We start from the raw sequence: 12,690 nt of genomic DNA, 5'->3' as shown, positions 1-12,690 counted from the left end.
CATGCGCGCCGGTGAGTATTTGGGCGTTTGTGATTAGGTCTCACCCTATCGCCCCCTACCACCGGCATCCACTTGGAGACGGGCGGTAGGGGGCGAAGTGTAATGAGAAACACCAGTCACAACCGTCAGTTCCGTTTCACGGAACCGTTTTAACTGCTAGGAAGCGCGCGAGACCACGTCTTCCGCGTAGGCCACCAGCGTGCGGACGGCGACGCCGGTGCCTTCCTTCGGCACATAGCCGTAAGGAGCGCCTTCGTTGAAGGCGGGGCCGGCGATATCCAGGTGGGCCCACGGGATCTTGGTGCCGTTGACCTCGCCGACGAATTCACGCAGGAACGTGGCGGCGGTCATCATGCCGCCGAAACGCTCACCGTGGTTGGCAATGTCCGCCACCTGGGAGTCCAGGCTGGCGCGCAGCTCCTCGGGGATGGGCATCGGCCAGAACAGCTCTCCGGCGCGGTCTGCGGCGGCCTTGACTGCGTCACGGACCCCTTCCTCACCCATCACGGCGGAGACCCGGTTGCCCAGGGCGATCATCTGGGCACCGGTGAGGGTGGCGACGTCGATGATCGCGTCCGGTGCCTCCTCACTGGCGGCAACGAGGCCGTCGGCCATGACCAGGCGGCCCTCGGCGTCGGTGTTGAGGACCTCAACGGTGCGGCCACCGTAGGTGGTCATGACGTCCGAGGGACGCTGGGCGGTACCCGAGGGCATGTTCTCCGCTATGCACAGCCAGGAGGTGACCTTGATCGGCAGGCCCAGCTCGGCGATGGCCAGCAGGGCGTTGAGGACGACGGCGGCTCCGCCCATGTCCGACTTCATGGCCTGCATGCCGGCGGCCGGCTTCAGGGACAGTCCGCCGGAATCAAAGGTGATGCCCTTGCCCACCAGGGCCAGCTTGACCTTGGAGCGCAGCGGCGCGTATTCGAGCTTCACCAGGCGCGGCGGGCGGGAGGATCCCTTGCCGACGCCGAGGATGCCGCCGAAGCCTTCGCGTTCGAGCTTCTTTTCATCCATGACGGTGACCTTGACCGGCAGGGACTTGGCCAGGTCCTTTGCAGCCGCTGCAAAGGTCTCCGGGTACAGGTGGCTCGGGGGCTGGTTGACCAGGGTGCGGGTGGCGTTGACCGCGCGGCCCAGGATGCGGGCGCGCTCGAGGGCCGGCTTCATGGCCTTCTCGTCGGCTGCGGCAGTAATAACGGTGATCTCAGCGACCGGGGCGGGCACCTTCTCCGCCGTGGCGGCGCTGCGGTGCTCGGTGAAGCTGTAGGCGCCCAGCAGGGCGCCTTCGGCGACGGCGGCGGCGTCGGCTACGCTGCCGGCGGGCAGTGCCAGGGCGACGGAGCCGGTGCCGGCGATCTGCCGGACGGCGGAGCCTGCAGTGCGCCGCAGGGTTTCCTCAGTGAGGGCAACCCCGGGGGAGACCTTCCCGAGTCCGGCGAGGACGAGCATGTCGGCTTCGACCTCAGGCAGGCCCGGCAGGCGGTGCACCTCGTCGGCGGCACCCGTGACGCCGAGCAGCGGCAGGGACGCGCTCAAAGCGGCGGACGCCTTGGGGGTAAGCGGGCTTTCGATGAGCACGGGACCGTCAGGGGTCTGGCCCACACCGATCACGAGTGCGTTGGCGGATACCTTCCGCCCGTCCTTTGACACTGCCGACAGGCTGGGCTCACTGGCTTTGTTCACGAAGCTGCTTCCTCACGTTTTCTGTGTTGAGTTGCGTTATCACATCGATCGTAGTCCGAAGAAGGCGTGCAGGCTGCCACCGGGGGAGGAGGACGGGGCTGCCGGCGGCATGGGCGGGCCCGGAATGAAACGGGTACTTCGGTGCGTTTACCCTTGAGTAAGGGAACAGGAGTGGCAAATCACGGCCCGTAACGGCGGCCGGGAAACCCTGCTGTACCGAGAAAGCACGCCGACGAGTAGCCGGGAGGGGTAAGACATGCTTGATCCGCTGACCCTGTTTAATCTTAATCCGGAGGTGGCGGATTCCGCCGACCTGCGCGGACGCAAGCTCCTGGTCGGCTTCACCGGCTTTGCGGAGGCGGGCCACGTGGTCAGCCAGATCCGGGACGAACTCTTTGATGCCCTGGACCACGACCTGGTGGCCACCTTCGATGCCGATCAGCTGATTGATTACCGGAACCGCCGGCCGCAGATTTCCTTTATAGAGGACCATCTGAGCGACTATGAGCCGCCGCGGCTTGAACTGCACCGCATGTATGACGGGCTGGGGGAGCCGTTCCTGTTCCTGAGCGGCTTTGAACCGGACCTGCAGTGGGAACGCTTTACCGCTGCAGTGCTGCACCTGGTCCACTCCCTGGAAGTGGAGCTGGTCTGCTGGGTGCATTCAATCCCGATGCCCGTTCCGCACACGCGGCCCATTGGCGTTACCACCCACGGCAACCGCCCGGATCTGGTCGAAGGCATTAGTTCCTGGACTCCAATCGCCCAGGTTCAGGCCGCCGTCGGGCACCTGCTGGAACTGCGGCTGTCCGAGGCCGGCGTCGACGTCGTCGGTCATGTAGTGCACGTTCCGCATTACCTGGCTGAGGCCGAGTTCCCGCCCGCCGCCGTCGCCGGACTGGAGTACCTGGGCGCCGCGGCGTCCCTGGTGCTGCCCACCGACCGGCTGCGCGAGGCAGGCCGGGACGTCGAACGCCAGATCGCCCAGCAGGTCGAAGCTTCCGCCGAAGTCAAGGGCGTGGTCTCGACCCTGGAGAAGCGCTATGACGAGTACACCGAAAGCACTGTCCGACGCTCGCTGCTGGTGAAGGATAATGACGAACTGGCGGACGCCGAGGAAATTGGCGCCGCAGTGGAGGCCTATCTGGCCAGCCCGCAGGCCGAAGAGGAGTCCGAGGCGCTGTGGCCGGAGAACCCGCACGGCCAGGCCGGCGAAGAAACGGATACGGCGCAAGAGTACGAACCGAGCGATAACGCGGATCAGGAGAATGCACCCCATGCCACCGACGGCACGGTTGAGGATCACGGAACCGGCGAACCGAAGGGACGAAACGGCGGGGCATAACCCCCGGCCGCTGCGCACTTCGGCGGAAAAGGCAGAAGGTTGAGCTCCGCTGTTCCGCCCAACCCGGGGCCGGCCGGGGCAACCCCGCCTGAGGGGTCATCCTCTTCGGGCAGGTCCGCGAGTGCTCCTGCGATGAACGGGCGGCGTGCCTGGATTGTCTGGGGCGTCGGCGTTTTCGCCTACATGGTCGCCGTCACCCAGCGGACCACTTTTGGCGTGGCAGGCATCGAAGCCACGGATCGGTTTTCGGCGACCGCATCGGTCCTGTCCGTCTTCACCGTGGTGCAGCTGCTGGTCTATGCCGGGCTGCAGATTCCCGTCGGTGTCCTCGTGGACCGCTTCGGCCCGAGGCTGCTGATTGCCGGCGGTGCGGCGCTGATGCTGGCCGGTCAGTTCCAGCTGGCCACGGCCGAATCTGTCGGCGCCGGCATTCTGGGACGTTCCCTGGTGGGAGCCGGGGATGCGCTGACCTTTATCTCGGTGCTGCGTCTGCTGCCCGCCTGGTTTTCCGGGCGGCGAATTCCGGTCCTGACCCAGTACACGGGCGTGGTGGGGCAGCTGGGGCAGATTGCCAGTGCCATTCCGTTCGCCTTTGTGCTGCACCGTTTCGGTTGGAGCACCGCGTTTATCGCTGCCGCCTCCCTTTCCCTGCTTGCGCTGGTCCTCACCCTTGCCTGCGTGCGCAACCGGCCGGAGGGCGGCGAGGCACCGGTACCCCTGCCGCTGCGCCAGACCGGGACAAGCCTCTCGGAAGCCTTCGCCCAGCCCGGAACCAGGCTGGGTATGTGGACCCACTACACCGTCCAGTTCCCCGGCACGGTGTTTGTGCTGATGTGGGGATTCCCGTATCTGGTTAGTGCCGAAGGGGTAACCCCGGCAGTTGCGTCGTCGCTGATGACCCTGTTCGTGGTGGTAGCCATTCTCTGCGGTCCCTGGATGGGTTCCTGGGTGGGGCGCCACCCGCTGCGCCGTTCCACCATGGTGCTGATAATTGCCGCGTCCATGGCCGCCGGCTGGGCTGCCGTGCTGCTGTACCCCGGACCTGCGCCCCTGTGGCTGCTGGTCCTGCTGGTGATGCTGCTCGCCGTCGGCGGCCCGGGCTCCATGATCGGATTCGATTTTGCCCGGACCTACAACCCCAGCCATCGGCTGGGTACCGCCACGGGCATTGTGAACATTGGCGGTTTCGTTGCCTCGCTGGTGAGCATGTACCTGATTGGCCTGGTGCTCGACGTGCTCAATAACAACGGTTTCTCCGACGGCAACCTCTACGCGCTGGATTCATTCCGGATTGCGCTGACCGTTCAGTTCGCTGTGATGGCCGTGGGGGTTGCGGGCATCCTGCGGACCCGCAAAGCAATCCGGCTGCGCCTTGCCGAGAACGGAGCTCCGCTGCCGCCTCTCCGGGCAGCACTGGCGCGGGAACGCCAGCGCCGCAAGGACGAACGCGGCGGCCCCGCCGGCCGCGGGTAGCCCCGGAGCCGGCCGGGAAACACCAGGACGGGTCCGGACATCCGGGCATCCGGGCGCCGGAGGGTCTGGGCGCCGGCGGGTCTGCCCGGCTCGCCCGGTCATCCTGGGACGGTGCGCGGGGTCTGCCGGCCTGACCCGGCCTCCACAGACCAGGTGAGGGGGCTGCTCCGCCGCACGAATGCACAGATAGGCGAACGGTGCGGCCCGGCTACGGGTGCAGCGGGAAAACTTGGGCTCATGAGCACAGAACCTGCAGACGGCACCGCGGAGAATCCCTACCGCGTCAGTGATCCGGCGGATATTCTCAGTCTGATTCCGCACACCCTGGGCTTTGAACCCCGGGAGTCGCTGGTGCTGTTGGCATTGTGCAGCGGCCGCCTCGGAGCCACTCTTCGGCTGGATCTGCCACCCGTGCGGGCGGCGTCGAAAGCCGGCGCCAACGCGGCCTACGCCGCTGCCGCTGCCCGGTTCCTGGCCGCGGACACCCGTGCAGACGGCGCCCTGCTGGTGCTCTATACCGGCGCGCCGTGGACAGAGCCGGCCCGGCCGCCGTTCCTCGCCCTGATTCGCAGGCTGGAAAAGGAACTGGCCGCAGTGTCGCTCCCCGTACAGGACGGATGGATGGTCGGACCGGAATACTGGCGGGACTATTTCTGTACCCGGCCGGGCTGCTGCCCCTGGCCGGGAATGCCGCGTTCGCAGATCACGGACAGCACCCTGAACACCGAACTGGTTTACCGGGGCAGCGCGTTTGCCCCGTCGCTGGAGCAGGCGGTTGGTTCCTCCCGTGCCCGGCCGTGGAGCCGGCGGCAGGAAGTGGCGGACGCACAGGCACGCTTCGCAAAACTGCTCGGGGACCGCTGGTGTGAACGGGATCAGTTCGGCGGCACCCTGCGGCTGTGGGCCGCATGTTTTTCTCCGGGTGTGCCGGATTCCGGGCAGGATCTGGCCGGCGGAAACCCGGGGCTGCGGGAGGCGCCGGAGACAGCAGGTTTTCTGTTGGCGAGCCTTCGGGACCGGGGAATCCGTGATTCGGTGCTGGTGCTGGCGGCAGTCGGCCTGGAAACAGCCCTGGCGGGAGCCGAAGCCCACGGACTGCTTCGCTGCCAGGGCAGTCCGGCAGTGTTTCCCCGGGATGCCCTTGGTCTCGGCGCGGGGTGCGACGGCACACCGGACGCGACAGCCTTATCCGGAACAGGGGAGCCGCCCGGATCCGGCGTCGCAGGGACGGGGGCCAGGACCGGACGGGCCAGGACTGGCCGGGCAAGGACCGGACCGGCCAGCCCCGGCGGGCCCATCCCACGCGGGGCAGCCCCCGGACAGGCGGCAGGCTATTTCCGCGGCATCCTGGTTGGACGCGGCGGCGGCACGCCGGACTGGCCCCTCCTGGACCGGGCAAACAATGTCTTTACCGATCTTGCCGCGGCCTCGGAGGGAGAAGCCCGGGCGGCCCTGCTGTCTCTGCTCGCCTGGATTGAATGGGCCCGCGGGCGGGGGTCGCGGGCCCACGTCTATTTGGAGCAGAGCCTCGCCGCCCAACCGGGGTACCGGCTGGCGCTGCTGCTGGGTGAGCTGCTCGGGACGGGCGTGCTGCCCGACTGGGCGCGCTCACGTTCAGAGTCCTGGCCCGGTGCGGGTAATGATCCGCGTCCCGGCGGGGCGGGCTAGGCGCCCTGCCGGGGTGAGCGGCCTCCCGCCTGCATCCGGTGCGGCGGGGGAGTGCTGTGGCTTAACGGAAAACGTGCGACAATGGGAACCGAGACCCGGTCGGGTTCGTGTATCAAGTGTCCTTTGAACTGCTAGTCCCTGTGGCAGCGGAACAAAACACCGGCAGCGTCTGTTCCATCAGGAACAGATCAAAGCCAAGCACTTGGATTTCAAGCACGGACTTGACAGGGTCATAGTGGTGTTGCCCCCAATGGCGGTGCCACAACCCGCCGTATGAAAGGTTTTCTGTGTCGCCGAGAAAGACAACTGCAGTCGAAGAGACTGACACTGCAAATAAGCGCACTGCCGCAACTGAGGCCCCTGCCGCAGCGGCCACCAAGGAGGCCGCGTCCGGCGATAAGACTGCTGCCAAAACGGCCCGCAAGCCCTCCACTCGGAAGGCGCCGGCCAAGGCTGCCACCGCGAGGAAGACTTCGGCGAAGGCTGCCAAGGAAGCTGCGGAAGAGCCGCACGACGATTCCGTCGAGGTTGAGCCGGATGCAGAAGCAGTTGAAGCGGCTGACCCCGCCGCGGACGCAGCACCTACGGGCTCGGGGTTTGTGTACTCCGATGCCGACGATGATGACGCGCCTGCCCAGCAGGTGGTGTCGGCCGGTGCCACCGCCGACCCCGTCAAGGATTACCTCAAGCAGATCGGCAAGGTTGCCCTGCTGAACGCGGAGCAGGAAGTCGATCTTGCCCTGCGGATCGAAGCCGGCCTGTACGCCGAGGAGAAGCTGGCCGCTGATCCGGACATGGACCCGAAGCTGAAGCGCGAGCTGCAGTGGGTGTCCCACGACGGAAAGCGCGCCAAGAACCACCTGCTTGAAGCAAACCTTCGCCTGGTGGTCTCCCTGGCCAAGCGTTACACCGGCCGCGGCATGCTGTTCCTGGACCTGATCCAGGAAGGCAACCTGGGCCTGATCCGTGCAGTCGAGAAGTTCGACTACACCAAGGGCTTCAAGTTCTCCACCTATGCAACCTGGTGGATCCGCCAGGCAATTACCCGTGCCATGGCGGACCAGGCCCGCACCATCCGTATCCCGGTGCACATGGTGGAAGTCATCAACAAGCTGGCCCGCGTGCAGCGTCAGATGCTTCAGGATCTGGGCCGCGAGCCCGCTCCGGAAGAGCTGGCCCTTGAACTGGATATGACCCCCGAAAAGGTCGTTGAGGTCCAGAAGTACGGCCGCGAGCCGATTTCCCTGCACACCCCGCTGGGCGAAGACGGCGACTCCGAGTTCGGTGACCTCATTGAGGACTCCGAAGCCGTGGTTCCTGCCGACGCCGTCAGCTTCACGCTCCTGCAGGAGCAGCTGCATTCGGTGCTGGACACGCTGTCCGAGCGCGAGGCAGGTGTGGTGGCCATGCGGTTCGGCCTCACCGACGGCCAGCCGAAGACCCTTGACGAGATCGGCAAGGTTTACGGGGTTACCCGTGAGCGCATCCGCCAGATCGAATCCAAGACCATGTCCAAGCTGCGCCACCCGTCGCGGTCCCAGGTCCTCCGGGACTACCTGGACTAATAAGACACAGCACCTCCATCGGCACCCCGTACCGCGCCAGCGGTACGGGGTGCTTTTTTCTGCGGGTTCCGGCACAGGCCCGGGTTCTCCCGGCCCGTTTCGAAGCGGACGTCATAAGAAGCGGACGGATACAAAAAGAAGTCCCCTTCCGGACGGAAGGGGACTTCTTCAAGCTTGGTGCGTAAACGCCGCGACTGCGCGGCCGTTGCGCCGATGGAACCGTGGGTTCTGCCGGCGTGAAACTACGTGACCGGTGCCTTCTCGTTCAGGCGGGACGTTTCGTCCTGCCATTCCGAGGTGAGCGGGCGAAGGTTGGCCTCCACTGCCCGGGCATGGTGTCCGCAGAAAAGCAGTTCCCCGCCGGAGGATTCCAGTACGGCACGTACGTATGCCTGTGCGCCGCAACGGTCGCAGCGGTCCAGGCTGTTCAGCTCACGTGTTGCTACTGCTGCTGTCATGAGTTGCCTCCTCAAGGGTGTTGATACTTCATATAACCACCTTTGCCCGGCGGGTAATTGCAGGCGGGCCCGCCTTTCGCTCTACGCGTACCGATCCGCGGGGTCCGTGTGGCCAGACTCACGGCCGCCGAGTCGCTGGGCGGAAGTGTCACCGGGGGGGATTAACCTTGTAGGAGTCCTGGATTGTTCCCGGACATGCGCACCTGCAAATACCACCTGCACATACCGCACTGCACATCCCACCGGCCCAGCGGCCGACACCAAGGAGTTTCAACACACGTGGCGCCCCCAAGCTCGAACTACACCGCCCGGCACCTGTCCGTCCTGGAAGGACTGGAAGCCGTCCGCAAACGTCCGGGCATGTACATCGGCTCCACCGATTCCCGGGGGCTGATGCATTGCCTTTGGGAAATCATCGACAACTCCGTGGACGAGGCGCTGGCCGGGTACGGCCAGAGCATCAAGATCATCCTGCACCCTGACGGCTCCGTGGAGATCCACGACGACGGCCGCGGCATCCCCGTGGACATTGAACCGAAAACCGGGCTCTCCGGCGTCGAAGTGGTGTTCACCAAGCTGCATGCCGGCGGCAAGTTCGGCGGCGGGTCCTACGCCGCCTCCGGCGGTCTGCACGGTGTGGGTGCCAGCGTGGTCAACGCGCTGTCCTCCCGTCTTGACGTCCAAGTGGACCGGGCGGGGAAGACCTACCAAATGACCTTCCGGCGGGGGGAACCGGGCCACTTTGCAGACGCGGGAAAGAAGCCGGGGCCGGACGCCAAGTTCTCCCCGTTCCTGGACAGCTCACGGCTGGAAGTGGTCGGCAAAGCCAAACGCGGCGTGACCGGCACGCGCATCCGCTACTGGGCGGACCGCCAGATCTTCACCCCGGATGCCAAATTCTCCTATACCGAGCTGCAGGCCCGGGCACGCCAGACGGCATTCCTTATCCCCGGTCTGCGCATCACCCTGCGGGACGAGCGCCGGCTGCCAGGCACACCCGGAGAAAACGGTCCCGTGGAGGAGGTTTTCCACCACGACGGCGGCATTACCGAGTTCGTGGAATACCTCGCCGCTGACGCCCCTGTCACCGACATCTGGCGCCTGCACGGCTCGGGTAAGTTCAAGGAATCCGTGCCGGTCCTGGACGAAACGGGCAACAGCCGGATCACCGAGATTGAGCGCGAATGCGAGGTGGACATCGCGCTTCGCTGGGGGATCGGCTATGAGACCAGCATCCGTTCCTTCGTCAACATCATTGCCACGCCCAAGGGCGGCACACACCAGACCGGTTTCGAGCAGGGACTGCTCAAAACCTTCCGAAAAGTCATCGAAGCCAACGCCCGCAAGCTGAAGGCCGGCAATGACAAGATCGAAAAGGACGACGTGTTCGCAGGCCTGACCGCCGTGCTTACCGTGCGTCTGGCCGAGCCGCAGTTCGAGGGCCAGACGAAGGAAATCCTGGGCACCTCGGCCGTACGTGCCATTGTGAGCAAGGTGGTGGAGAAGGAGATCACCGCCCGGCTCAATTCCACCGCACGGGCGGATAAGGCACAGTCCTCCCAGCTGCTGGAAAAGGTGGTGGCGGAGATGAAGTCCCGGATCTCCGCCCGGGTCCACAAGGAAACCCAGCGGCGGAAGAACGCCCTGGAAACCTCCACCATGCCCGCCAAGCTTGCGGACTGCCGGATCGATGACCAGGAACGCTCGGAGCTCTTCATCGTGGAGGGCGACAGTGCCCTCGGAACGGCCAAGCTGGCCCGGTCCTCGGATTACCAGGCGCTGCTGCCGATCCGGGGCAAAATCCTGAACGTGCAGAAAGCCTCCGTGGCGGACATGCTCAACAACGCGGAGTGCGCCGCCCTGATCCAGGTGGTGGGTGCGGGCTCGGGCCGCAGCTTCCAGCTCGACGCCGCGCGCTACGGGAAGGTCATCTTTATGACCGACGCCGACGTGGACGGGGCGCACATCCGCACCCTGCTGCTTACGCTCTTCTTCCGCTACATGCGGCCCCTGGTGGACGCAGGCAGGGTATATGCCGCCGTGCCGCCCCTGCACCGCGTGGAGGTCATCAACCCCGGCAGCAAGAGCAATGAGATGGTCTACACCTACAGCGAAAAAGAACTGCACGAGGTGCTCACCCGCCTGGAAAAGGAAGGGAAGCGCTACAAGGAGCCCATCCAGCGCTACAAGGGCCTGGGTGAAATGGACGCGGGGCAGCTGGCTGAGACCACCATGGATCCGCGGCACCGTACCCTGCGAAGGGTGCGGATCGCCGAGGCGGCCGCGGCCGAGCAGGCATTCGAACTGCTGATGGGCAGTGATGTGGCACCGCGCAAGGATTTCATCATCGCCGGTGCCTCCATGCTGGACCGCGACAGGATTGACGCGTAGCCGGTGCATTGATTGCCGCTTCCGGGGCCGGGTTGGCCGCAGGTACTGCCTAAACGCCGGCCCGGGCCTCACACTGGTAAGGCAGGAACGGGGGCCCGCTGGGCGGGCCGGAATCCTTCGGAGTCCTGCAGACTAGGAAGCGTCAAATATGTGCACAGGCATCAGGTTTACAGACGGTAGCGGCCACCTCTATTTCGCACGCAACCTTGATTGGACCAGCGACTTCGGGGAGCAGGTGGTGCTGACGCCCACCGGGTATGCCACGAAGTCGCCGTTTGGGGCTGTACCGCAAATCCGGCACGCCGTCATGGGGATGGGCATCGTGCAGGAGGACACACCGCTCTACTTCGACTGCGGCAATGACGCAGGCCTCGCCGTCGGCGGCCTTAATTTCCCGGGGTATGCGCAGTACGCGCCGGGGCCGGTTGAGGGTGCGACGAATGTTGCGGCGTTTGAGTTCCCGCTCTGGGTTGCCTCGCAGTTCACCACCGTAGACGAGGTTGAAGCCGCGCTGCAGAACGTCGCGATTGTCGACAGGCCGATCAATGACAAGTATCCGAGTTCTCTGCTGCACTGGCTGATTGCCGATAAGGACCGCGCCATTGTTGTCGAATACACGAGCGAGGGCATGCAGGTCTTCCATGACGACGTCGACGTCCTGGCAAACCAGCCCGGTTTCAACTGGCACCACGAGAACCTCCGCAATTACCTCAACGCGTCTCCCGACTTCCCGGAAGAGGTGGTGCTCAATCAGGCGCATCTGGCGCCGTTTGGGTCCGGCTCGCTCATGCGGGGTATCCCGGGTGACTACTACTCGCCGTCCCGGTTTGTGCGTGCCGCCTACGTCAACGCACATTACCCGCAGAAGACCACCGAGGAGGAGAACGTCAGCCGCGCGTTCCACACCCTGCAGCAGGTCGCGATGGTGGAAGGAAGCGCGGCCATGGGTTCCGGGGAATTCGAGAAGACCACGTACACCGGTCTCTTCTCATCCCGGACCATGACCTACTACTGGAACACCTACGACGATCCGGCGATCCAGAGCGTGGCCATGGCCGACCACAAGGCCCAGGGAACGGACCTGGTGATCGTCTAACCGTTCGGCCGGATCCCGGTGGGGTTAGTCCAGCAGGCCCGGAGCGACCAGCAGGGTGGTCGGCACGGCGAGCAGGAGGATGGCGAGCACGAGGATGCCCACGCGGAGGTAGTAAGGAAGCGGAGGCCGCGGGGTCAACAGCCGGCTGAGCCGTCCGGCGGTACTCAGTGGCTCAAGGTTGTCCGGGCCGCCGAGCGGCATGGGAGACTCCGCGGGAACCCGGTGCTCCGGGTTTCCCGACGAGGCGTCCGAAGGCTGTGTCCCGGATCCGACAATAGCCACGGCACGAACCAGGACCTCCCGGTCCACCTGCTGCAGCGCCTGGTCATCCGCGAGCATCTCGATGAGTTCGTTGACCGAGCGCTGGGCCAGCAGGGAAGTCGGCAGCCAGGGCAGCGCGGCACGCCAGGCCGCAAAGGCCCACAACAGCAGATGGTGGTGCTGGACCAGGTGTGCCCGCTCGTGTGTCAATACGGCGGAGAGCTCCTGCGGGGAGAGCATGTTCAGCAGTCCGTCAGACAGGACGGTTACGGAGCGTGCGCCGCCGGGAAGGCAGTACGCCACCGGCGTCGGATGCTGGATAACAAGGGTGGCGGGCGTGTCCGCGGAAGGAGAGCTGAGCAGGTTCAGCATGTCGCGGTGACGCCGGCGGCCGCGCAGGATGCGGTAGTAGGTAAGCCACAGGGTGAACACCAGGTGCACGCTGAGCAGGGCGGCAGCGCTGAGGGCAAAAACATGGACCAGTCCCAGCGTGCTTGCCGGAGCGCGGTCCACCAGGATGTGCCACAGGCCCTGCAGGCCGTCGATCAGGTTGTCACCGAGGGGCTCCAGCCCCCAGGTCAGCATGGCGCCGATCATGGACAGTCCGCCGGCGAGGGCTATTGCCTGCCATAGGACCATGGCAGTGAACGGCGAGCGGGCAGGCCACTTGGCCCGCGAGAGCAGAACCGGCACGGGCCAGGCCAGCAGCAATGCCAGCGCGGCCAGCGCGTACGAGGTCCAGAACAC

The 12,690-nt window shown here is 65.6% G+C and carries 8 protein-coding genes and 1 pseudogene; 6 read left to right on the top strand and 3 right to left on the bottom strand.

The window, feature by feature from the left end; translation table 11 throughout:
- Positions 1–156: 156 nt before the first annotated feature.
- Entirely contained in the window at positions 157–1,686 is a 1,530-nt protein-coding gene (locus QWJ37_RS10465; RefSeq protein ID WP_227902221.1) for a leucyl aminopeptidase, read from the bottom strand.
- A gap of 256 nt (positions 1,687–1,942) precedes the next feature.
- Between QWJ37_RS10465 and QWJ37_RS10460 the strand changes: the two are divergent.
- The 4 genes and pseudogenes from QWJ37_RS10460 to QWJ37_RS10445 all read left to right on the top strand — a co-directional run.
- Positions 1,943–2,836 (top strand): annotated as a pseudogene (locus QWJ37_RS10460) (PAC2 family protein); the annotation flags it as partial.
- Positions 2,837–3,163: 327 nt separating this feature from the next.
- Positions 3,164–4,504, top strand: coding sequence for an MFS transporter (locus QWJ37_RS10455; protein ID WP_227902220.1), 1,341 nt, complete (start codon positions 3,164–3,166; stop codon positions 4,502–4,504).
- 237 nt (positions 4,505–4,741) lie between these two features.
- On the top strand, positions 4,742–6,172 hold the full coding sequence (locus tag QWJ37_RS10450) for a DUF4192 family protein (RefSeq protein ID WP_290245235.1): 1,431 nt from the start codon (positions 4,742–4,744) through the stop codon (positions 6,170–6,172).
- A 287-nt stretch (positions 6,173–6,459) separates the two neighbouring features.
- Entirely contained in the window at positions 6,460–7,737 is a 1,278-nt protein-coding gene (locus QWJ37_RS10445; RefSeq protein ID WP_290245234.1) for an RNA polymerase sigma factor, read from the top strand.
- Between the two features lie 242 nt (positions 7,738–7,979).
- Here QWJ37_RS10445 and QWJ37_RS10440 read toward each other — a convergent pair whose 3' ends face one another.
- Positions 7,980–8,195 carry a hypothetical protein gene (locus QWJ37_RS10440; RefSeq protein ID WP_227902217.1) on the bottom strand — a complete coding sequence of 72 codons (216 nt, stop codon included), beginning with the start codon at positions 8,193–8,195 and terminating at the stop codon, positions 7,980–7,982.
- Positions 8,196–8,474: 279 nt separating this feature from the next.
- Between QWJ37_RS10440 and QWJ37_RS10435 the strand changes: the two genes are divergently transcribed.
- Both QWJ37_RS10435 and bsh read left to right on the top strand, forming a co-directional pair.
- Positions 8,475–10,586: a DNA topoisomerase IV subunit B gene (locus tag QWJ37_RS10435; protein WP_227902216.1), complete on the top strand. Its 2,112-nt coding sequence runs from the start codon at positions 8,475–8,477 to the stop codon at positions 10,584–10,586.
- 148 nt (positions 10,587–10,734) lie between these two features.
- Positions 10,735–11,682, top strand: a complete 948-nt coding sequence (bsh, locus tag QWJ37_RS10430) for a choloylglycine hydrolase (RefSeq protein ID WP_227928015.1) — start codon at positions 10,735–10,737, stop codon at positions 11,680–11,682.
- A gap of 24 nt (positions 11,683–11,706) precedes the next feature.
- On the opposite strand, the gene QWJ37_RS10425 is transcribed toward bsh, so the two are convergent.
- Positions 11,707–12,690: a M56 family metallopeptidase gene (locus QWJ37_RS10425; RefSeq protein WP_227928014.1), complete on the bottom strand. Its 984-nt coding sequence runs from the start codon at positions 12,688–12,690 to the stop codon at positions 11,707–11,709.

Source organism: Arthrobacter sp. YD2, from assembly GCF_030410475.1.
In the GTDB taxonomy this organism is placed as follows: Bacteria; Actinomycetota; Actinomycetes; order Actinomycetales; family Micrococcaceae; genus Arthrobacter_B; species Arthrobacter_B zhangbolii.
The sequence above is the reverse complement of the archived record's forward strand: the minus strand, read 5'-3'. Positions and strand labels throughout refer to the sequence as shown.

Coding starts and splice junctions, on each gene's coding strand:
- QWJ37_RS10455 (WP_227902220.1), top strand. CDS start 3,164: ATGAACGGGCGGCGTGCCTGGATTGTCTGGGGCGTCGGCGTTTTCGCC.
- QWJ37_RS10450 (WP_290245235.1), top strand. CDS start 4,742: ATGAGCACAGAACCTGCAGACGGCACCGCGGAGAATCCCTACCGCGTC.
- bsh (WP_227928015.1), top strand. CDS start 10,735: ATGTGCACAGGCATCAGGTTTACAGACGGTAGCGGCCACCTCTATTTC.
- QWJ37_RS10440 (WP_227902217.1), bottom strand. CDS start 8,195: ATGACAGCAGCAGTAGCAACACGTGAGCTGAACAGCCTGGACCGCTGC.